This window comes from Ignavibacteriota bacterium, from assembly GCA_013285405.1.
Taxonomy (GTDB): Bacteria; Bacteroidota; Ignavibacteria; order Ignavibacteriales; family Ignavibacteriaceae; genus IGN2.
On sequence record CP053446.1, the window covers coordinates 456,073 to 479,831 of the forward strand.

The 23,759-nt window shown below is 35.2% G+C and carries 18 protein-coding genes; 4 read left to right on the plus strand and 14 right to left on the minus strand.

Annotated features, from left to right (window positions below):
- The first annotated feature begins 183 nt into the window (after positions 1–183).
- The 3 genes from floA to HND39_02045 are packed head-to-tail and all read left to right on the plus strand — an operon-like array spanning position 184 to position 3,755.
- Positions 184–1,170 (plus strand): flotillin-like protein FloA, encoded by a 987-nt coding sequence (gene floA, locus HND39_02035; GenBank protein QKJ95140.1) that lies wholly within the window; start codon positions 184–186, stop codon positions 1,168–1,170.
- A gap of 3 nt (positions 1,171–1,173) precedes the next feature.
- A complete protein-coding gene (locus HND39_02040; protein ID QKJ95141.1) occupies positions 1,174–1,740 on the plus strand; it encodes a hypothetical protein in 567 nt (188 codons plus the stop codon).
- Positions 1,737–3,755, plus strand: a complete 2,019-nt coding sequence (locus tag HND39_02045) for an ATP-dependent helicase (protein QKJ95142.1) — start codon at positions 1,737–1,739, stop codon at positions 3,753–3,755. Before HND39_02040 ends, HND39_02045 begins: the two co-directional genes overlap by 4 nt.
- A 152-nt stretch (positions 3,756–3,907) precedes the next feature.
- On the opposite strand, the gene HND39_02050 is transcribed toward HND39_02045, so the two are convergent.
- From HND39_02050 to HND39_02065, 4 genes are all read right to left on the minus strand, one after another.
- Complete coding sequence (locus HND39_02050; GenBank protein ID QKJ95143.1) at positions 3,908–5,320, minus strand: DUF1028 domain-containing protein; 1,413 nt, start codon at positions 5,318–5,320, stop codon at positions 3,908–3,910.
- 50 nt (positions 5,321–5,370) lie between these two features.
- Positions 5,371–7,803 carry a penicillin-binding protein 1C gene (locus HND39_02055; protein QKJ95144.1) on the minus strand — a complete coding sequence of 811 codons (2,433 nt, stop codon included), beginning with the start codon at positions 7,801–7,803 and terminating at the stop codon, positions 5,371–5,373.
- A gap of 394 nt (positions 7,804–8,197) precedes the next feature.
- Positions 8,198–8,602 (minus strand): GxxExxY protein, encoded by a 405-nt coding sequence (locus HND39_02060; protein QKJ95145.1) that lies wholly within the window; start codon positions 8,600–8,602, stop codon positions 8,198–8,200.
- 393 nt (positions 8,603–8,995) lie between these two features.
- Complete coding sequence (locus HND39_02065) at positions 8,996–10,423, minus strand: hypothetical protein (protein QKJ95146.1); 1,428 nt, start codon at positions 10,421–10,423, stop codon at positions 8,996–8,998.
- Between the two features lie 28 nt (positions 10,424–10,451).
- Between HND39_02065 and HND39_02070 the strand changes: the two genes are divergently transcribed.
- Complete coding sequence (locus HND39_02070) at positions 10,452–10,658, plus strand: hypothetical protein (protein QKJ95147.1); 207 nt, start codon at positions 10,452–10,454, stop codon at positions 10,656–10,658.
- Positions 10,659–10,697: 39 nt separating this feature from the next.
- Here HND39_02070 and HND39_02075 read toward each other — a convergent pair whose 3' ends face one another.
- The 10 genes from HND39_02075 to HND39_02120 all read right to left on the minus strand — a co-directional run bounded on the left by HND39_02075 (position 10,698) and on the right by HND39_02120 (position 23,648).
- Positions 10,698–14,405, minus strand: a complete 3,708-nt coding sequence (locus tag HND39_02075) for a hypothetical protein (GenBank protein ID QKJ95148.1) — start codon at positions 14,403–14,405, stop codon at positions 10,698–10,700.
- A 159-nt stretch (positions 14,406–14,564) separates the two neighbouring features.
- Entirely contained in the window at positions 14,565–15,185 is a 621-nt protein-coding gene (locus tag HND39_02080) for a hypothetical protein (protein ID QKJ95149.1), read from the minus strand.
- A gap of 25 nt (positions 15,186–15,210) precedes the next feature.
- Positions 15,211–15,771, minus strand: a complete 561-nt coding sequence (locus tag HND39_02085; protein ID QKJ95150.1) for a hypothetical protein — start codon at positions 15,769–15,771, stop codon at positions 15,211–15,213.
- 19 nt (positions 15,772–15,790) lie between these two features.
- Positions 15,791–16,282 (minus strand): hypothetical protein, encoded by a 492-nt coding sequence (locus HND39_02090; GenBank protein QKJ95151.1) that lies wholly within the window; start codon positions 16,280–16,282, stop codon positions 15,791–15,793.
- Positions 16,283–16,592: 310 nt separating this feature from the next.
- On the minus strand, positions 16,593–16,991 hold the full coding sequence (locus tag HND39_02095; GenBank protein ID QKJ95152.1) for a hypothetical protein: 399 nt from the start codon (positions 16,989–16,991) through the stop codon (positions 16,593–16,595).
- A gap of 174 nt (positions 16,992–17,165) precedes the next feature.
- Positions 17,166–17,399 carry a KH domain-containing protein gene (locus tag HND39_02100; protein ID QKJ95153.1) on the minus strand — a complete coding sequence of 78 codons (234 nt, stop codon included), beginning with the start codon at positions 17,397–17,399 and terminating at the stop codon, positions 17,166–17,168.
- A gap of 618 nt (positions 17,400–18,017) precedes the next feature.
- Positions 18,018–18,323, minus strand: a complete 306-nt coding sequence (locus HND39_02105; protein ID QKJ95154.1) for a hypothetical protein — start codon at positions 18,321–18,323, stop codon at positions 18,018–18,020.
- Between the two features lie 70 nt (positions 18,324–18,393).
- Positions 18,394–18,990 (minus strand): hypothetical protein, encoded by a 597-nt coding sequence (locus tag HND39_02110; GenBank protein ID QKJ95155.1) that lies wholly within the window; start codon positions 18,988–18,990, stop codon positions 18,394–18,396.
- 157 nt (positions 18,991–19,147) lie between these two features.
- Positions 19,148–23,284 (minus strand): response regulator, encoded by a 4,137-nt coding sequence (locus tag HND39_02115; protein QKJ95156.1) that lies wholly within the window; start codon positions 23,282–23,284, stop codon positions 19,148–19,150.
- A 70-nt stretch (positions 23,285–23,354) separates the two neighbouring features.
- A complete protein-coding gene (locus tag HND39_02120; GenBank protein QKJ95157.1) occupies positions 23,355–23,648 on the minus strand; it encodes a hypothetical protein in 294 nt (97 codons plus the stop codon).
- Between the last annotated feature and the right edge of the window lie 111 nt (positions 23,649–23,759).

Consider the following 23,759-nt stretch of genomic DNA (forward strand, 5'->3'; position numbering starts at 1 on the left):
TAAAAACCGAAGGCGATTTGATTCCAGTTTAAAACATCGGTTGAGACATTGAGGCAGATTATACTTCACAGATTGTAAAAGTGTGTCAGAAAGACCTGCTGAATTGATTTACAATAACGGAGAATTTGATTCTTGAAAGAACTATATTTCCCAATCAAAAGAATAAAAAAAATTGGAGAGTAAATGGAAGCAATAACAGGTCTATCTTTAGTAATAATCATAGCAATATTCTTATTTCTTATATTAATTCTTTATTTCGTTCCCGTCAGGTTATATATAGCAGCGATTTCATCCGGTGTGAAAATCAGGATATTTAAGGACCTTATCGGTATGAGACTAAGAAGAGTTCCACCAAGTATAATAGTTGATAGTTTGATAAATGCAACAAAAGCAGGAATTAATGTTCACCAGGGTTTACTCGAAGCGCACTACCTTGCAGGTGGTAATGTTAAGAAAGTTGTTGCTGCATTAATTTCCGCCGATAAAGCGAACATACATTTACCATTTGAGAGAGCTGCAGCAATTGATCTTGCAGGAAGAGATGTACTTGAAGCAGTAAGGATGTCGGTTATTCCAAAAGTAATTGAAACACCCACAGTTGCTGCAGTAGCAAAAGATGGTATCCAGTTAAAAACTATTGCAAGAGTAACAGTAAGAGCAAATATTGACAGGTTGGTGGGCGGTGCAGGTGAAGCTACAGTACTTGCAAGAGTTGGCGAAGGCATTGTATCCACAATTGGCTCAAGTAATTCACATAAAGAAGTATTAGAACATCCTGACAGAATTTCTAAAAGTGTTCTTGCAAAAGGATTGGATTCAGGAACTGCATTTGAAATTCTTTCGATTGATATAGCCGATGTTGATATCGGACAAAATATTGGTGCTATGCTTCAGACAGATCAAGCAGAAGCTGATTTAAAAGTTGCAAGAGCAAAAGCTGAAGAGAGAAGAGCATCAGCAGTTGCGAGTGAACAGGAAAATATCGCTGAAGTTGCAAAGCAGAGAGCAAGAGTAGTTGAAGCTGAAGCTGAAGTTCCAAAAGCAATGGCAGAAGCATTCCGATCTGGCAGACTTGGTGTGATGGATTACTACCAGATGCGTAATATACAGGCTGATACTGAAATGCGCGATTCAATTGCAAAACCGCAGGAGCCGAAAAAGGGTAGTTAGTAAATGGACAACTTATTCGAAATACTAATCTATGTTATAATCATTATCAGCTTTCTGAGCAGCATCTTTAAAAAGAAACAGCAACCTCAGAAAAAACCGCCGGTGCAGCAACCGCATCAAGAGGATTATTATCAAGTTGATGAGTCAAAAGTATCTGTCCCTCAATCTCAGCGAAAAGAGGAATATGATATAATGAGAGAACTTGAAGATTTCTTTAAAGTCGGAGAGGAAACTACTGTTGGAAAATTGCCAATCCCAAAAGTTCCATCCGAAAATATTCCAAAAATAGAAGAACACACAAAAGTAGAACGTCAGGAAATTCCAACTGTTATAGAACAAACTGAAGATGATTGGGCACGGAAAAAAGACGAAGTTAGAAAACGAATGGCAAGAGTTGATTCGGGAGTTGAAAAACAAGCTGCGTTATTTGAAGAATCTTTAGAGAGGAAAGTTCAGTTCCAAAATGATTTAGTACTCTCTATCAGATCAAAATTCAGAAATCCATCAACACTGAAAGAATACATTATCTTTTCAGAAATATTAGGTAAGCCAAAAGCGTTTCGAAGATGAACCAAAAAAAATATATACTAACACGGGTTGGTAAAGCGGGATTCGAAAAAAAAGTTGACGAATCCTGCCTGCCGGCAAGGCAGGCCAGTTTTGCTATAAATTATCAGCAGGAATTAAATCCATCACAGTACGAAGCTGTATCGGCTGTAAATGGTGCTTACTTAATAATCGCCGGTGCAGGAACAGGGAAAACAAGAACTTTAGTTTATCGTGTTGCAAGATTAATTGAATCCGGTTACGATCCGAATTCGATTTTACTTTTAACATTTACCAGAAAAGCTGCTAACGAAATGATGAAACGTGCATCGGTTTTATTGGACGATCGATGTTCAAAAATTCGCGGGGGAACTTTTCATTCCTTTGCTAATTTGACTTTACGAAAATATTCGAAAGCTGCAGGGCTTGATTCAAACTTTACAATTCTTGATCAGGGTGATAGTGAAGACATAATTAATTTGATTCGTTCTCAGGGTGGATTGATCAGTAAGGAAAGAAGATTCCCGAAAAAAGAAACGCTCAATAAAATTTACAGCTTATCAGCAAACACTGAAAGAGCTATTGAATTAATAATCGAGGAAGAGTATCCACATTTCTTACCCGAACTTGATGAGATATTAAAAATTCAGAAAGTTTTTGTTGAATATAAAAAGAGAAACAACCTGCTTGATTATGATGACCTGTTAATTTATCTGAGAGATTTTCTTGCAAGTGGAAATGCTGCTGCTAAAAATCTTTTATCCACAATAAGTTTTGTTATGGTTGATGAATACCAGGATACAAACAAACTTCAGGCAGATATTGTAAAAGGATTAGTTCAGCATAACGGAAACGTGATGGTTGTTGGTGACGATGCACAATCAATTTATTCTTTCCGTGGAGCTAATTTCAAAAATATAATGGAATTTCCAAAACTTTTTCCTGAAGCTCAGATAATAAAGATTGAAGAGAATTACAGAAGTGTTCAAAGCATATTAGATTTTGCAAACCACATTTACGATGGTGCAGTTGAGAAATACACAAAAGCACTTTACACGCGAAGACAAGGTGGTGATTTACCATTCATTGTTGCTGCAGCAAATGAAAATATGCAATCAAAATTTATTGTTGAAAAAATTCTTGAACTGATGGAAGAAGGAATAAATTTAAAAGATATCGCAGTACTATTTAGATCTTCTTTCTTTTCATTTGATCTTGAAATAGAATTGGCAAAAGCAGGAATTCCTTTTCAAAAATTTGGCGGGATAAAATTCATTGAAGCTGCTCACGTAAAAGATGTACTCGCATTTCTTCGCATCGCATCAAATCCAAAAGACATCGTGAGTTGGTACAGAGTTTTGCTTTTGCATGATGGGATTGGACCAAAAACCGCTCAACGAATTCTGGATGAACTCGCAACTGCAAAACTTACAATCGATGAAAATCCTGGAACTAAGAAACAGTTCGCTTATGAAAAAATAAAAGAGCTTTTTGTTTTTCTTTATAAGCTGAGAAACTCGCAAGCACCACCAAGTGAATTAGTCGGAATGATTTTCGAATATTATCATCCAATCTTCAAATTGAAATACGACGATTTTAATAAAAGAAGTAAAGACTTAGAAACACTTCAAAATATTTCTGAGAATTATCGTTCGCTTGATTCCTTCCTTGCTGATATGGCAATTGAACCGATCATAGATAGTGTAACTGACATCGGTGAGACAGATAAAGAAGATGAATACCTGACTCTCTCTACAATTCACTCAGCAAAAGGTTTGGAATGGCATTCAGTATTTGTGATTCATGCAGTTGAAGGTTACTTCCCTTCTGTAAGAGCAGTTGAAAGTTTGGAATCTTTAGAAGAAGAAAGAAGATTAATGTACGTTGCTTCAACAAGAGCAAAGCAAAATCTTTTTGTAACATATCCGATGCACATGTACAACAGGATTGATGGAATAACATTATCGAAGCCATCAAGATTTATTTCTGAAATGTCAACTGATAAAGCTCAGGGCTGGCTGGTTGAGGATGAGTTTTAGCCTCACTCCTAAATCCTCTCCCCGAAGGGAAGAGGACTTTTATAAGAATTTATATCCAATAATTTATAATAATAATAGCTACAAATTTTTGTTTAGAATAAACAACCACGACATTTCTCTTCCCTTGGGGAAGGGATCAAGAGATGGGCCAATTATCTCAGATAAATCATCTTCTTAGTTTCAACAAAACCTTGTCGTGCCTGCCCATTTTGGGAACTTGTTTCGGGATCTCCAACCCTCAACCGGTAAAAATATAATCCGCTTGATAATCCAGAGGCATCGAATTCAATTTCGAAGGTACCTGCCGGTTTTTCTTCGTTAACGAGTGTAGCAATTTCGTTTCCAAGTACATCATAAACTTTCAAAGTTACAAAGTTAGATTGCTTCGTTTCACTCTCAACGACATTTGGAATAGTATATTTGATTTTTGTGGATGGATTAAAAGGATTCGGAGAATTCTGATAAAGATGAAAATCGTTTGGTGATACTGAATTATCTGAAATTGAAACAGGATTTGAATAAAAGACTATCGCTTTCCAGAAAATTGAAACAGTGTCAGTACCTGATATAACAATTACACTAATAGTATCTGCTCCTTCCGCAACAGGAGAAGTAATAGTTGATTCATAAGTTCCATCTCCCAAATCAATAACTGAGCTTAATTGACCAATACCTGTATTTGACAGAACAATTTGTTTTCCACTTGCAAGAAGCGTATCGGAATTATTTTTTGGCAAGATGGTTATTACTGCTTGTGAAGTTCCATTTGCTGGAATCGTATCAGGATTAATTTCAATCTGTGATAAAAACGGATCAACAGTATTGAACTTTGCTATCTTCCAATTATCAAACATAGTTTGAAGTGAATCAATCGGATCAGTTCCAATCGGAGTATCCGGCACAACAATCTGAAGATACGGAGTATTTCCATCACCAATTCTTACAACTTTTACAAAACCTGACTGAGAAGAAGTTCCTCTTACAGCACAACGAGTATCTGCCCCAACTATCTTTGCTGCCTGAAGTGTTGCCATCAGCCTGTCAGCTATTGGTCCGGATGTATTAAGAAAAGTTGTTTGCATTGTGTCGATAATAATCTGTCCAAGTAAAATATTTCCCTGTATTGAATAACCAGGACCGGTAACATGATTTTTATAGTTTAAACAATTTACACCGGTGTAAGCTGCGCTTTCGCCATTTCTGGTTAAGTCAACAATACCATATTGACGAACGGTTGGATTTCCCTGGGCGTCATTTATTATCAACCAATCAATTATTTCTTGTGGTGATAATCCTTCTAACATTTTATTGTGCGCATTTTGCTGATTGGTGGCGTTCCATGAAGCTTGTGTATGAATACCTCCAATGCCTTCAATTACATCACTTAGAATAAATGCACCTATTCCACCAATTGGACCAACACACGAAGCACCAGCACTTCCGATTTCTCCGGTTACAGTATCAACTGCAACAATTGAGAATGTATCCTGCGCAAGGAGTTTAAATTGAATCAACAAGCTCAAAGCCAATAGAGTAAATGAATATTTCTGAATTAAATTTTTCATTTCTGTTTCGCAAATTTTAATGAATTCATTTTTAAATTACGAATTATTAATCAATAATACTTGATGCTGACATGAACACTTCCATCTCTTCCTCTGTCATCGAGACAGGTAATTTTCAATTCCTTTTCATTGGGAATGAAGAAAACACGTTCACCAGGTTTAGTTTTTTTTAAGAACTTTTCATTCACATACCAGTAGTGAGTTTTCACTCGGCTATCTGAAGCAGCAAGCAAAAGAATTTCCTGCTTCGAATCTTTCTCAAGAAAATATTCATAATCTTCTGATGGTGATAAAATTTTCGGACCGCTTTCAGCGTATATTGCAGAGCAATCCGGATTATGAATCGGAGGTTTTTTGTAATCAAATTTATTTTGATAAAGCCAAACAGAAAGTTCAGGTTGATAAACTGCAAACACTTCTTTTTTATATTCTGATGAAGGCAGACAGCTTGTGCAATACTGAATCGTTTCATCGAGATTTACGTAAACTGGTTTGTGAATATCACAGACTTGATTGTGAGATTTATTTTTAATCGCATAATCTGAAATTATACTTGGACAATACTGAGTCGGAATCATTCCGCTTTCTCTGCAAACTTTTCTTGTTATTAATTCTTCCGGTGCTTCGAACCATTTTACGTCCGAATTGTAGCCTGCCTGCCGGACAGGCAGGTCAATTGAATTGAACAAATCGAACAATAACGGAACTGCAATTTCACTCCCAGATAAATTTGTTGAACCAACTCCATTGAAGTTGCCCATCCAGACTCCGATAGTATAGTTTGGATTGAATCCAATTGCCCATGCATCTCTTTTGCCGTACGAAGTACCTGTCTTCCAAGCAAACTTTGGCAGCTTTGAATCGTTCGAAAGATTTGCAATATCACTCCGGTTTACTCCCGAAAGAATATCTGCAATCAAGTATGATGATGATTCGGAAAAAATTTGAGTTCCTTCCTGTTCTTCATTCTCAAGTATAAAATTTATCGGATATAATTTTCCGTTTCTCGCAAATGCAGTAAACAACCTCGTTAGTTCCTGAAGATTAGTTCCGCAGCCGCCGAGGATCATCGAAAGTCCAAGCTGATTTTTTTGTTTTTGTATTTGATTGAATCCACATCCTTCGAGAAAACTAGTGAAATTATTTAATCCAATTTGCTCAAGCAATTTTACCGCCGGAATGTTTAGTGAATTTACAAGAGCAAATTCTGTTGAAACGTTTCCATAAAATTTCAGATCATAATTTTCAGGTTGATATCCGTGAAAGTCAGTTGGAATATCAGCGAACTTCATTTGCGGAGTTAAATTTCCTTCATCAAATGCATAAGCATAAAGTGCAGCTTTGAGTGTTGAACCGGGTGAACGGATTGCAGTAATTCCGTTTACCTGTCCGAATGAACTTTCATCATAAAAATCAGCGGAACCACAGTAAGCAACGACTGATGAATTTCTGTTGTCAATGATCAGAACAGCGCCGTTTGTAATTCCTTTATAAAAAACTTTGTTGACATTTCTCTTTAATAAATTTTCTACCATCTGTTGAATTGGAAGTTCAAGTGTGGTATTAATTATATCACCGTGAAAATTTTCTTTTATATAATATGAAAAGTGAGGTGCAAGAACCGGAATTGAATATCGATTGTTTTCTATCGGCTCATTGAGTGCATCATTTAAGTCTGAGGATGAAAATATTTTTTCTTCACTGAACTTGTTTATCCAGTAATTTCTTTTCTGAATAACTGATATTAGGTAATCCTTTACCATTCCGACTTGTTCGGAATCTGACAAAAGATTTTGATTGTTAGATTCCCGAGTCGCTCCGTTCCCGGGAATGACATTATCAATGTAATTAATTGATTGTCTTCGATCCAAACGAAGATTATTTGGATCATTTGGAATGATTGCAAGTGTTATTGCTTGAGCAAGACTTAATTTATCCGGTGGTCTGTTAAAGTAAATGTATGATGCTGACTTTACTCCTTCAATATTTCCGCCGAAAGGAAGAAGGCTCAGATAGAGTTCAAGAATTTCTTTTTTTGAATATTTAATCTCAAGTTGAATCGCACGAAACATTTCACCGAGTTTATTAAAGTACGTTCTCTTTTTTGGTTCAAGCATTCGTGCGACCTGCATCGTTATTGTTGATGCTCCAAGCTGAGTCTCTCCTGCACTTACATTTTTATAAAAAGCGCGAACTACAGCAATTGGATTTATTCCCGGATGCCAGTAAAACCAACTGTCTTCCTTTTCAACTATTGCTTTGATGAGTTCAGGAGAAATTTCATCAAGTTCTGTTCTCAATCTCCACTTATCATCACATGTCAGGTAAGCAGTTAATAGTGTTCCGTCTTTTGAATGTATTTCTTTTGAGAATTCCTTTTTCGATGGTAATGGAAAAAGCAAATCCAGCACAATAAAAAGTAACAGTATTGTGAAGACAATCTTTATTGTACGATCATATTTTTTTAATAGTTCAAAATGCATTTATACCCAAGTATACCCGAATAATAGAACGCAGATTCCGCTGATTGAGCAGATCAACGCAGATAATAATTTATTTAATTTCATATTTAAAATCTGAGAAAATCTTGCCTGATCTGCGTCACCTGCGTTCCATTAAAAATTTCTTGTTACACCTCTATCTAATAGAACGCAGATTTTGCTGATTGAGCAGATCAACGCAGATCAATATTTTTTGTGATTAAATATTATGCTCTTTTAATAAACAACTTTTGTTGAAATTGAATTAATGCTATAAAAATATCATTTTTAAAATTTATCTGAGAAAATCTTGCCTGATCTGCGTTACCTGCGTTCCATTAAAAATTTCTTGTTACACCTCTATCTAATAGAACGCAGATTTTGCTGATTGACCCGATTATCGCTGATCTGAATTTAATTTTTTGTTTTTATTCATAAATATTTTTCTTCTTACTTCAGGCATTTTTCCGAAATTCAAAAGTAATCCAACTTCAACATCTGTTGCTTTTAAATAATTTAGTAATTGCGCTTCGTGTTCTTCACAAATATTTTCAGCAGCTTTTAATTCTACTATAACCAATTTTTCAATTAAAAGATCGGCAAAATAATCTCCGATCATTTCTGATTCATAATAAACTTTAATATTCTTTTGCTGCTCAACAAAAATTCCCATTTTGTTTAGTTCAATTCTCATTGCATTCTCGTACACTTTCTCCAGAAATCCATAACCGAGAGTATTATAAACTTTATAAAATGCCTGTATTATTTTTGAAGTTAATTCTTTATGTAGATACTCTTCCATTTTGACCTCCTTGATTAATGATTATATGATACAGAACGCAATTTAAATCTGAGAAAATCTTGCCTGATCTGTGTCACCTGCGTTCCATTAAAAATTCCTTGTTACACCTCTATCTAATAGAACGCAGATTTTGCTGATTGAGCAGATCAACGCAGATAATAATTTATTTAATTTCATATTTAAAATCTGAGAAAATCTTGCCTGATCTGCGTCACCTGCGTTCCATTAAAAATTTCTTGTTACACCTCTATCTAATAGAACGCAGATTTCGCTGATTGAGCAGATCAACGCAATTAATAATTTATTTAATTTCATATTTAAAATCTGAGAAAATCTATCTAATCTGCGTCACCTGCCTACCGTCAGGCAGGTCTGCGTTCTATTGTTTTTAAACTATTCTCCTAACCTCTGCAAAACTTTCACAACACCGGCACCATGATACGAATGATACTCCTGATCATACATTGCTTCTGCACCAATTACGGGAAGCTGATAAGTGCCCTGATTGACTACACGAAGCAAGTAATAAAATTCTTTTGTCTGATTTCTAACCAAGTTAGTGAACAAAAGCAATCTGTCATCACGGATATCCATATACTGAACATTCATCGGATTTTTTGAAACCCATTTCAACTCAGTTGCAGGATTTAATCTGGGATTCTCAATTTCAAATCCCGCAGGAATTAAATCTGTAATGATTATGTTTTCAGCATTTCTGTCAAATCCTGTTAACTCAATTTTACAAACGATCAATTCGCCCTGATAAAATCCTTTATCAGGAATTAATCTTCCGGTATTGTAACTGTAGTATGATCTTCTTATCCGCATATTTGAATCTTCTTCTTTTACTTTATCATTTACTTTCACACCTTCAGCACTCCAGAAATAATATACTTCACCATTCCCAGAAGCTTTCAATGAAATATTTGCAGCATTTAGTTTGCTATCTGTTACGGTCAAATCTTTCCCTGAAAATTTATTAATTGATTTACCATCAACAAGAATATCCACAACTACATTTGCATCTGCATTCAAACTTGCAGCTTTACCAAGTGCAAGAAATGCAAATGATCTTTCCTGAGTTGAATACATTCTGTCCGCGTTCTGAGTGAGATATTTTATGATTTGTGGAATCTGTTTGTTAGCTGGTTCAACTTGCAGAAGAACATTCAGCATTATTGCATTAGCACGAATATCAGAATCAAAACTTCCGCCAGTTAATCTGTCAGTTCTCTCAGGAGTGAAAGCGTTCGGAACAATTTCATAATATGCATTCCATCTTCCCATCAATGCGTAAGAACCTGCAAGAAGATAACGCATATCTTCAGATACTAAATGAGGACGAGCTTTGTAATAATTCATTGTTGCAATATCACCTTGCTCAGCCATTGCAAGTACATAAAGCGAATAAATAATTTCTTTGTTTGCAATTTTCTTAATTGTTCTTCCGGTTGAAAGATAAGTTACATAATCAAAAGTGCTTTGTTCTTTTGCTTTCTGAGAAAGATATTTCATCAACCTGTTGAGTACATTTTCTGAAACATTAAAACCTGCTTTCTTTGCTTCCACTAAAAAGTGGGCTGCATAAACTGATCCCCACCAATTCGATTCGGTTCCTCCCTGCCAGTATGCGATTGAACCATCATACAACTGCATCGATTCAATTTTGCGAATTCCTTCTTTCACATAATAGACAGGATTATTTGAACGATACATTTCCGGCGCAACAAGCTTTGCGAGATCTTCAAAATATAATTGCGGAAATAATTTAGATACTGTTTGTTCAACACAACCGTGTGGATAACCAACAAGATATTTCAATTGCTTTGCAAACTTTACAGCAGGAAATTTGCTTATTGTTAATGTTGTTGATTGTGTTCCTTTCAGAAAATTTTTTGGAATATCAATTTTAATTTCATTACCGGCAGTAATTGTTCCCGAACCAGTTTCAACAACCAGCGGAGAAATTGGTCTGACTGCAATATCTATTTCCTCCTTAATCTTTGCGAGTCCATTGGTTTCAAAAATTATTTTTCCGGCTCCAACCTGTGACTGAGCAACAATATTAAATGTAACATTTCCGGTTGAATTAGGTTTAAGCTGAATTGTTTTTTTTTGTTGATGAAGTAATTTTCAATGGTCCTTCTACGTTTATCGATACCTCCACATTCGCTGCTTTATCTGTTGTATTAATTAATGATACAGGCGTAACAAGCGAATCATTCACTGCAAGAAATCTTGGAACTTGCGGTTCAAGAATTAAATCATCAGCAACTTTTATTTTATTTTCGGCTGAACCAAACTTTGAATCTGTATAAGCAACTGCCATCAATCTGACTTCACCATTGAATTGAGGAATGTTTAAAGATACAGTTACGGTTCCATCACTGTTAGTTTTCTTTATTCCACTCCAGTACGAAAGAAGTTTAAATCTTTTAACAGAAATCGGATTTGTCCTTTTCTGAAGCTGTTTTTCCATTTCACCACCACCGGGAGAGGAATTGATTTTCACAATTTCCGGAAGAAGAAGTTTGTACAAGTCATAACTTTCAACCATTAACGGACGTTTTGCGTACATAAATTCAAATGGATTGGGTGTTTCATAATTTGTTATTTGCAAAATACCTTCATCAACTGCTGCTACAGTTACATAAATATCTTTCTGGGATTCAGTTTTGATGGTGATGTTTTGTGTTGTGTTCGGTTTAATTTTTTGAGGTGCAGAAATTGTAACAGGAAGTTTATTATTGTTCTTCACAACTTTCATTGATGCAAAACCATGTCCGACAAGAAATGGTGCGGTGTCATCTTTAGAATGTTTCTTAAAAAGTGTTGCAGTTACGTAAACATTCGGCATGTAATCATTATTAAGCGATAGTTCAAGCTCTGCAGATCTTTCATTCACATCAAGATATTGATACTCATACACATTTCCGCGTTCAAGTGTAACGAGAAGCTTTCCAGAAAATGGACAGGTAAAAAGAACTTTAGCTCTTTCACCGGGTTCGTATTGTTCTTTATCATAAACAATCTCGACTCTGCCTTCTCTATCAACTTCAAAAGATCCTGCTGTTGATGTTCCCCAACTGTAAGCATAAAAAATTGTCTTCTCATAATTACTATCCCCCTTTTTTAAAATTCTTAATTCATACTTACCTGATTTTGAAACGATTACATTAAACTTTGTTGGTCCGGTTATAGTTATATCTTTTTCCCATTCAGTAAATTCTTTTTCTTCAGATGCATAATAGTAACGATTGCTGTAATCTTTTTTCAGAACTGTCTGCCATTCATATCTGACAAGTTTTGCTGTTGCGGAAAAATCTTTAATCTGTTTATCATCTTTATTAACAGCAACAAGATTGAAGTTTATATTCTGATTCACTCCATAGTAATAATCAGTTGATTTTATTCCGATGAAATAATCTTTCGGGAAAACATCAAAACTTGCTGAACGAGTTACTGTTCTTCCCGTTAAATCAAAAACACTAACGTATGCAGTCCCGGTTACAATTCCTTTGCTCTGTATTCCGTCAGGAATATTGAATTCGATTTTAGTTTTTCCTTCCGGATCCAACTGACCTTCGAGAAAAGTATTTTGTATTTCAGTATTGGTGATAGAAGAATTCGAAAAAGTGTATCCGGGATAATTTTTGCTGTAGAAAGATTTGTGATTCAACTGAATATCAGCTTCATATTTCATATCCGCAGCAGGTGCACCAAAAAGAAATTCTGCAGCCACATCAATTTTAACCTTATCACCAGGTTTTGATTTCTGTTTATCCGAAGAAACATTAACGCGAATTTTATCGGGGACAAATTCCTCGACACTGAATTTGTACGAACCGATCAGCCGTTTATCGCCTGTATATACATCAACAGAATAACTTCCTGTCTGTGAGTATTCAGGCAGTTTAAATGCAAGTTCAAATGAACCTTGTGCATTTAAATCTTTTTTGAACTCTTCAAAAACTTTTCCGGTTGGTGTAATTATTTTCGCAATCAGAGGAACATCTTTAACAATCTGAATTTTATCATTTCTCACAATCGCTGATAAGTTAATTTCTTCACCGGGACGATAAATATTTCTCGGTCCGTAAAGGAACACATTGAAATCTGCGGCATACTGTGTTAATCCTCCTACATCGAACCGTGAAGTTTCAACTAATGTTTCTCTTAAATCTATGTAATTAAAATCTTCATCCTTCTCAACAACAATTAATCTTGGAGAAAATCCTTCAATATTTTTTTTCACATCTTTGAAAACTGCAACTCCACCACCATCTGTATTTGCTGTCAATAAAGTCTGGTTGTTTGATGAAATAATACTTACCTCAGCACCAGATACCGGCTCTGCACTACCAATCGAATTCACAAAAACATAAATCTGATCCTCAGCTACTTTTGAAATAATTCCGAGATCAGAGATTGCGACAACTTTAGAATCACTTCGCCATCTTTCTTCTTCGGAACGAACGGAAACCGTGAAGATTCCTTTATATTTCTGACCAAGCGCTTTGTCAAGATTAACTGTAAAACTCTTTAGCCAGTTTTGTCCCTGTTGTAATTTTATTTTTTCTTCGTAGAGAGATTTTCCAAGATCACCGACATAATAATCCGGGTTGTAGCCATAATTATATTCATCATAATAATAGTAGTAGCCGTACTGATTTAAGAAATGAAGAATATTATTTTTATAAACCTGCGATACTTCAACCTCAACTTCATTAATATTTACTGCGTTGACTTTCAGATTTTCCTCACCGCCAAGCATCAGATACTTTCCTTTTTTATCTGCAAAGTTGATTGAAGGTTCAACATTCACCATTGAAACTTCCTGTTCATAATCATCCTGAAGGATACCACCGTACAATCCGGGTAAACCTTTTTTTATTTTGAGTTCAACGGTTTGAACATTACCGAGATCAGTTTCAATTCGCAAAACATTTCCACTTACCGAAAAGTTCAGCTTCTTTTCCGGGTTGGTAGTTATAAAATCTTTTAATCTTTTTTCATCAACTGTTTGCGTTGTTGCAACTTCAATCCATCCCGAAGCTCCGTTGAATCCAGCAGTTACATTTGTGATTGCAAGCTGAGTAATGGGAGGAAGTTTTGCTTCGAAAGTTCTTGATTCCTTTAAACCGTCTTTACCAAGTGAAGAAACAAAATTTTCTTTTACTTTTACAGAGAATAACTGTTCTTTATCTGTCTGCTGAACTTCTCCAAAATTTATTGCAATAACATCTGCGGTTTGTTGGGAAACAATCTGAAAATCTGTTACATCAGCACCTGCTCTTTTGATTTCCAAAAAATCTTTCAATGATTTTGGATCAACAGGATAATTGAAATAAATATTTGCCTGCACGCTCAGCTTATAATTCTGGTAAGGAATATTTGTCCAGAAAAAATCAACTTTTGTAACATCAAAGAAAGGTGTGTGAAAAGAATATTCATCAAAGTCCGGAGAGAAATTTGTTTTAAATAAAACATTTTTATTAATGCTTGCTGAATATCTTTGCATCGGTTCAAGAGGTGAATCAGGCGAGAAAACTAAAGTGCTTGGAGACGACCATTTAAACTTCCCCGGAATTTTCGGATTGAACGTAACAAACTCTTCATCGAGCCATTTATTCTGCACATCGGCAGGTGCAAGGTCTTCAGAAAATTCAATTGTGAAGTTGGTGAGATTCTGAACCTCACCTGTTGGTGAAAATGAATCGACTTCAACCGTATTGGAAGGTCCGCATCCGATTATAATTAATAAAAAAATTACTATTGAAATGAAGAAATGAAGCGAGCGCATTTTGTTCTCCTTAAAAAGCAGATAAATTTTTGTATGCAAAATATTTATTTAGAATGAAAGAAGGAATTATAAGGAGATAAAAATTGCAGACAATAAAAAAACCCTGCCAGTATTTAACGGCAGGGTTAACGGGGAACCAGCATTTATTCAACCTTTTTGTTATTCTGTGGTGTTGTTTACTACATTAGATATAGCTAATTCTAAAGCCATTGAAACAAGTGTCAATCTATCCTCTTGAAATTCAAACTTTAAAACAAGATTTAACGGATCACAACAAGTATTTTGTATTCTGAAAATCTTTGTGAAGTAAACAACCGACTGGTTTGCTGCATTAACTTTGACAATCTGTACCGATGGCTTTTTAACAGTCCACGGACGATTGCAATGTGGGCAGTTGACTTTAAACAATGCATCAACAAAAAGATCAACTTTAAGAGTCTTATCCGGAGACGTTCCTGCCGGAGATGTTTTATAAGTACTCAGATTGTGAACATTCCAGATGTCTTGTTCTACTTCACGAATTCCATAACGCACAAGTCCTGATATTTCAACAAGGCTGTTGAGTTTGTGACTTGGATCGTAAAGTGTTCCCGATAGTTTTATCACATTTGGATATGTGAAATGAAATACATCTTTGTTGAGTCCATAGGTTGATGATTCCTCATCAGGGCTGCCAATAAATTTTGTGGACTCAAAACCTTCAGGGTCCGTAATTGAACTCTGGCATCCTAAAAAGAAACCGAATACCAGAAGTGTCAGGGAGATAAATAGAGCTTTCATTTTAGTACTCCTTAGTTAAAGTTTATTAATATTGATTTATTTCTGTGGCTAAAGTTCTTTCGTTTGGCAGCGCAAGCCACACTGCGCTTAATTCAATACGATTATATGTAACCAGGAATCTGACTTTAAGCAGCATTCCGTCTTCACGACCTTGAATTGAATATGATTTTTCAAGCAGTGATACAGAGTTTCCAACTAATGCAACAAAGTCTTCAGATACATCAGAAATGAATCCGGCTAACTCATCTTCTGGTGATGGTGAACAAATTGTACAGACGTACTGCATATCTACATCGGTTTCAAAATAAATTGAAACAGATTTTTGAGGTTCAGGTAACATCTGATCCCGGTACGAAATTCTGTAAATATATTTTATTTGTCCTGATACCCGGTAAAACGAATTACCAGCAGAACGTGGATCACTTAACAATTCCTGAAGTTGGATTACACCGTGCAAGTTTGTATTTGTTTTTTGGACTTCAGATTTATCAACCACGTCATTTATTAATGGATCAACCGGAGAATCCTGACAACCAGTTAAGAACAATAACACTGCAGCGGAGAGAGATACGATTAAATTTTTCATTTTAATACTCCTTAATATTTTATGTGAAGTATCTTTCAAGTCGAACCAGATTTACGTTTGCCAATCCTACTCCATTTGTTGTTACCAGATAGCGAACAAGAAGCACAACATCGCTTCTGTTGGTGATTGAGTACATCTTTTCAAGAAGTAGTATTCCTTCTTCACTTACGTAAACAATTTCTTCACTCCTGTTTTCGATACGCCATTCAAGATGAACCATTCCAAGTTTATCACAAAGTTTTGAGCTCATATGAAATTTCAGGGATATCTCCCATAATCCAATTGGATTCATTGTTCTGTTAATTACCTCATGCGTGTAATTAACATAACCGTTAAGATTACAGATACCGTAATTCGGATCTCTGACTTCGCAACATATTTTAATTGTGTTTTTGACAGGAAGACTATCTTTATTGATTTGAGAAATTTCAGGTTGGTTAATCTGATTTTCCTGACACCCGGAAAATATTGCTATAAAGAAAGCGATTAGAATTAAACTTAATGTTTTCATTTTGACCTCCAAGTTTTTTTTAAAATGTTGTTTAAGCTACAGTGCAAATAAAATAAATTGATGAGGGAAGTAGTTATCAACTACGTTGCAAATAGTTGTCATTTTTTCAAAATCACTTGAACTAATGTTTCAAAAACTTGCAACTATGTTGCAAGTATTCTTTTTATTCATTTTTGTACGACTTTCAAGAACAGCAAATGAGTTAACGCACAGGAGTTATTACAGATTGATGAGAAGTGAAAATAAAAATGCGGATTAATCATCCGCATTTACAATTAATTTATAAAACAAATTATTTTACTTATAACAATTACTTAGACATTACAATTATTCTTGGAGGTGCATCAGGCCAGCTTAGGGTGCTAATACAAAAAATGGAACAATAAAATACCTGATCATTGATAGGTTCCCTTACCACATATGAATCGCTTACATCATCAGCAGAATTAATTACAAAACCAAGATTTTGTTCTTTGATAGGTAAAAAATCAGCAGCATTAATAATGTATATAGCAAAATCACCATTAATTGTTTTAAATTGAATTGTATCATCCACAGCTACGTCTATTCTTATTGTTTTAGCAAAGCAGGGGGCATCTGCATCTAATTCTATCAGATGAAATTTTGCTGGCTCGGTTGGTTGCGCAAGTATTATGTTTGAGAAACAAACTGCGAAAAAAAGAACCGGAATAAATTTTAATTGTTTCACATAACCTCCTATTTATGGTTGTTAATAAATGAAATTATTTAATGAAAATGTTATAAAGCGAATCAACCCCCGGGTGTTCAACAATTAACACCCGAAGGTGAATTAGAGAAATGATTTATTTGATCGCAGAGAAATTCTTGAATATGTGTTCATAGAATTAGTTATTTATTTTTTCTATTCTTTAACCTGCAATGTTGCCCGGTAACGATCTTTAGCCGCTACCGCAGTCAACAATGTTCTTAGTGCATTTACGTTTTTACCTTGCTTGCCTACAATTTTACCGATATCAGTTTTATCAACTTCTATTTTTATATCAATTGTCTTCTGATCGGAATTGCTTTCTTCAATTCTAACTTTTTCAGGTTTATCGACGAGCTGTTTAACAATATATTCGATAAATTCTTTCATGTATTCATCCTTTATTTGTGTTTGGGAAGTGATTGTCAAAAATTGTATTTGAATTTTGAAGATAGTTGGAAATTAAAATCGGTGGGCGGGCAATTAACCCGCCCGAGCTGTCCTCCCACCCGGAATTACCGCACATATTTTGCGCTGTTCTCCGGACAGATCTGCCTCCTGAATAAAAACAGTTAGTCCAATTCCTTAAAAAATTATGATTTGATTTTTTTAAATCCTCCGACAGATTAAACCCTGAAGTAGGATTCTGATTATCTGACTGGTTTGTATTTATACTGCTCAACATTTGGAACACTGCAATGGCTGTTTCACATTATTATTAAAATATTTTTACAAAAGGATATTTTCTATCCTAAATACTATTTGCCTTTTAGCCAGGTTTAGGAGCGAGAGGGCAAAATCGATAATTAGGGTGCGTATGCGTTTTTCTTTCAATCTCACCCTCTGCTTTGCTGTGCTGCGGGCAAAAACATTAAATCCAACTTTTCAAAAAACATTTACCTCCACTCGACTTAAAATTAAGAGGGCGAAATTGTACTACCGGGTGCGCTTACCTTTTGTAATCAATTTCCACCCTCTCATTCATCCGTTCTACAGGTAGGTAATAAATCATTTAGTTAATTCCATTTCCTTTGATTCACAAAAACTATCTGCTACCACATGACAGAAATATGTTCCAAAGGGAAGTTCTTCAGCAATAAATTCAAGTTCATACGTTCCTGCATCCTTTGTATTCTCAATCATTTTATCAATCACTTTACCGTAAGTGTTAGTAATTATCACCGTCATTCTTGTTCTATGAGGCAGGTTAATTTTAATTATTGTCCTTTTTTTGAACGGGTTAGGATCATTTTGTTCCAGACAAAAACCTGGTTTAATATTTTTCTTTATTTCTGTTGCTGCTGTTAAAATCACAATTATTACCTTTTATACTTATAACATGAATTGTAGCTGTTTCGGAAAAAAATTATCCGGCTATAAAAATTTATTTACTGAAATTTCGAACACACCATCCCAGTGCCCATCCTTCAACAGGGCTTCTATAGTACTCAGTGCATTGCTGCGGTTGATCTACTAGCGAGTCCAGCGTGTTATTGATGAAGCAATAATTTATTTCCATCGTCACTTTGTGAAGAAATTCACTTGCAACTTTATAGCCTGTATTTTCATCTCTCAGATAAACTCCACAGAAATGTTCTTGTTTATCATCCTCATAAGGAATCCACGAATTACCACCATCAGTCGTTTTCATTATCGCACAGAAAATATCTGCAGCCCAAAGCATTTTATTATCTACATTTTGATTTTTAGAAATAGCAGCCGGTTTTTCAGACCAGCTTTTACCTCCATCTTCAGTGGATAATAAAATACCATCTTCGGTTTGAGCAAAACCATTTTGTTTATCAATGAATGAAATTGTAAAAACTTTAGTTTTGCCAACGGGTGCTTTTCCCCAATAACTTTGATCTTGTGCGAGGCAAAGGAAAGAATAGGTAATGATGAAAAATATTAGAAACAGTATAAAATCATCTTTTCCCCAGGAAACTGAATTTATATAAAGGTATTTGATCCGGCGTAACACAGCGACCTCCCTACAACAATTAGAATATTAATTTTTAAGAATCTGTGGTTAAATAAACTAAATGATTGGCTCGGGTGGTTATCAACTATGTTGCAAACTCTTGCAGCTATGTTGCGTTTTGATAGAAATGAAGGAAAATGGTTATAAATTGCTATTTTTATTTGATGTGTTCACTTGGTGCATATCCGAATTCATCCCTGAAACAGCGGCTGAAATACGCAGGGCTGGAGAACCCTACTGCATAGCAAATGTCAGAAATGTTTCCTTTTTTCTGTTCAATCATCTCTTTTGCTTTTGCTAATCTGACGGTTCTCAGGTAAACACTGGTTGATTTTCCTGTTAATGCCTTCAATTTTCTGTGAATTTGCGACCTGCTCATCCCGACATCTTTTCCGAATTCTTCAATACTGAATTCTTCTTCGGATAAATGTTCATTAATAACAACCATGATTCTGTCGAGGAATTGTTCATCAAGCGAGTTTAATGTAGATTTTGCGGGTCGGTGAAGTACGTCTGAACCGCTCCCGAATTTTTCCTGCAGCATTCTTCTGGTTTCAACGAGATTTTTTATTCTTGCGATAAGTTCATCTGTATCAAATGGTTTTGTCAGATAATCGTCTGCACCTAAACCTAATCCTTGCAGCTTGCTGTCTTTATCAGATTTTGCAGTAAGAAGTATAATCGGGATGTGACTGGTTTTTTCATCAACTCTTAATTTTCTCATCATTTCATATCCATCCATCTTTGGCATCATTATATCGCTAATTATTAAGTCAGGAATTACTTTCTCTGCTTTTCTTAATCCTTGTTCACCGTTTGCAGCTACCTCTATATGATAATTTTCTTTCAAAGCATCCTTAATAAAATCTCTTACATCAGGATTATCTTCAACAATCAATACAATCGTTTTATCTAACAGATGTTCGCTGATTGAATCATCCGATTTCTGCTCAGCATTTGTAGAATCCACAAGTGAATCAATTTTTCTTAATTGATAATCTGATGGCTCAATAATATCATTATCTGAAAGGTGTGACTTGCCTAGTGGAAGCGAAATTTTAACTTCAGTCCATTGACCCTCGACGCTATCAACAGAAATGTTTCCTTTATGAAGTTCTATAAGTTCTTTGGTTAATGCTAAACCAATACCTGTTCCTTCATGTTCCCGTGTAATAGTTCCATCAACCTGGTAAAACCTGTCGAAAATTTTTGGAATCTCACTTTTAGATATACCAATTCCTGAATCTCTGACAACAATTTCGACCTGGTTCAGCAAAGTACTTTTCACCATAACAGTAATCCTTCCTCCAGCCGAAGTAAATTTAAGTGCATTCGATAACAAATTGGTAATTATCTTTTCCATTTTCTCTTTATCGAAGTAAGCTTCAATATCTTCTTTCTCTATAATTATTTTTAAAGATATATCTTTCCTCTCGGCGATTGATTCAAATTCCATTGCCAGACCTTTCACAAATTGTGAAATATTACCGAGCGCTGCATTCAGTTTTAACCTGCCTGCTTCAAGTCGTGAAAGATCGAGAAGCTGGTTAATCAGATTAAGCAGACGTTTTGCATTTGCTTTTATTAAACCAATCTGCTTTTGACCATCTTCATCATTTAATTTAGTTACGAGTCTATCAGCGGGACCAAGTATCAACATTAGTGGTGTACGAAATTCGTGAGAGATGTTTGTATAAAAAGTGGATTTCATTTTGTCAATTTCTTCAAGTTTTGATGAATGTTCATACTCAAGTGCAAGTTGAGTTCTTAAACGCTGTCGATTGAGATAAATTCTTGTTGAAATGGTGAAAGCCACTGATAATAAAATTCCATAAATTATATAAGACCACCATGTTGACCACCAGGGCGGATTAATGATAATTTTAAGTGAAGTCCCCGCTTGATTCCAGATTCCATCATTGTTCGAACCTTTAACTCTGAGAGTATATTCTCCGGGTTCTAGATTTGTGTAAGTAATGTTTCTGTTTTCTGCATCAGTATAAATCCAGTGCTGGTCAAAACCTTCAAGCATATAAGCATAACGATTCTTTTCCGGACTGTGAAAATCGAGAGCAGCAATTTCAAATGTCAGAATGTTATCATAGTGATTTAAATTAATTATTTCCATTTCACTTATTGACTTTTCGAGAATCGTCCGACTCCGTAATGAGTCATAACCAACCTCCACGGGTTTATGAAGTATCCGAAAATCAGTAATAACAATTGGCGGCAGAAAACTATTTTCTTTTATTTGTTCCGGATGGAATTTATTTAAACCATTTGTACCGCCGAAGAATATTTCGCCGTCCTGACTTTTATAGTACGCACCTCCGTTAAAATCATTTCCCTGAAGACCATCGCTTGCAAAATAGTTTGTAAATGTTTCAGATTTGATATTGAATTTTGAAATCCCTTTAGCAGTACTGATCCAGAGATTGCCTTTATTATCAGATAAAATTCCATTGACTACATTATTTGCTAATCCATTTTTTTCTGTGAAGGTTTTAAACAGATTCTTTGATCTGTCGAATCTGTTCAATCCACCGCCATTGGTTCCTATCCAGAGAATACCTTTATCTTCACAAAGAGATGCTACCGCATTATTGCTCAAACTCTTTTCTGCATTTTCAGGATTATTTCTGTAATAGCTGAAGTTATCTGTTTTTCGGTTGTATAACATAAGACCATCACCGAGCGTACCGATCCATAGATTCCGGGAATTATCTTCAAAAAAAATGTACACTAATTGTGAACTAACGCTTCCCGGGTCAGATGGATCATTTTCATAATGGATAAATTTTTTTTCAACCGGTTTAAATTTGTCCACTCCACCGCCAACAAATCCTATCCATAATTCACCATAACTGTCATAGAAGATTTTATAAATTTTATTATCTCTCATCGAATTCTGATATTCACCGTTAGTTGCAAATCGTTTAAATTTATTTTTCTGTCTGTCAAAACTGCAAATACCGGCGTTACCAGTACCAATCCACAAAGTACCATCTTTATCCTCGGTTATCGAATAAATAACATCGCTGCTGATAGTTCCGGGATCATCCGGATTGTGCTGATACCAAGTGAATTCATTTTTCTTTTCATTTATTCTGGTCAATCCTCCTGTTTCAGTTCCAACCCAAACGTCTCCAAATTTATCTTTGTGGATTGCAAATACTCCATTACTGCTCAGGCTGAAAGGAGAGTTGGGGTTGTATGAATAAGTTATAAATTTTTCTTTTTCTCTGTCATATTTGTTTATTCCACCGCTCCACGTCCCAAACCATAAAATACCGGAGCGATCTTCAAGGATTGAATAAACAAGATCATCGCTGATGCTTCCCGGATCGCCGAATTTTTTTTGAAAGTGAATAAATTTTTTATTACTCCAATCGAACAAATTCAAACCACCATAGTCAGTACCTATCCAGATCAGGTTCTTAGAATCATTGTCAACTACGTAAACACGATTGTCACTCAAGCTGTTTGAATTTTTTGGATCACGAATAAATTTTTCGAACTTGTTTGTATAAGGATCAAATTTGTTCAAACCACCATCTTCAGTTCCAATCCAGAGAAAACCAAATGGATCTTCAGAAATAGAAACTATCCTGTTCCCACCAATACTTCCTTCATCTCCGTTTGCTTTGAAAGAAATAAACTGGTCTCTTACTTTCAAATATTTATTTAATCCATTGTCCCCCGTTCCAATCCAGAGATTGTTTTTCGAATCCAGGAAAACCTTATAAATCATATTACTACTGATGCTGTATGGATTATTCTCATTATGAATGTAGTGTTTAACAATACCGGTATTTACATCAAGATAATCGAGACCTGCATCTTCTGTTCCGATCCAAATATTACCCGAGCTGTCAGCTAGTACAGATCTGATAAGATTCGAATTGATTCCGGATGAATTTTCAGGATCGTTTAAGTAACGAATAAACTTTTCTGATGCATAATCAAATTTATTTAAACCACCACCCCAGGTACTTCCGGTCCAGATATTTCCAAGCTTATCTTCACAAAGATCCCCGATCATATTATTGCTGATACTGAAAGGATCTCCGGGCTGGTTTTTATATACTGTGAACTTGTAGCCATCATATTTGTTCAGTCCATCATAAGTTCCGATCCATAAAAATCCGCGGCTATCCTGAAGTAAACAGAAAACTGTATTGGATGATAATCCCTGATCTGTTGTAATATGTTCAAACTTAATGTTTTGATTTTGAGCAGACAAAAATGCCGATGCAAAAAAGCAGAGTACAAATATTTTGCAGGTAACAGACATCTGTTTTTTTAGTTAAAATAAATTTTAAAGTAATGATAATTTTTACATTAACTATTATTATGAAACTGGATTATGACTGACGAATTATTCTTGGTGGTGCTTCACAACCAGGATCAATAGTATAGTATTTTGTTGCCCTTCCACTTCCTGTAACATTACCTAAACCAAGAGTTGTATTTGAATCAACTGTACCGGTTATTACCGGACTACTATTAAAAAATCCATCCTGATTTGGTACTACAATTTTAAATTGTTGATTTTGAACCTCTGTTGCTATTAGTACCGTGTCATTATTCTGAACCTTTGCATCCTGAGCGTGATAACAATTTCCCCATTGTTCGATTTTTATTACTACTACTGCCATTTTAGCCTCCTGATAAATAAATTGAAAATAGTTTGTTAATTCGTAAAAAATAAAAATAGTATTTAATGCAGATGTGATAATCCGGTAAGTTGGTCAACCAAACTGATGATG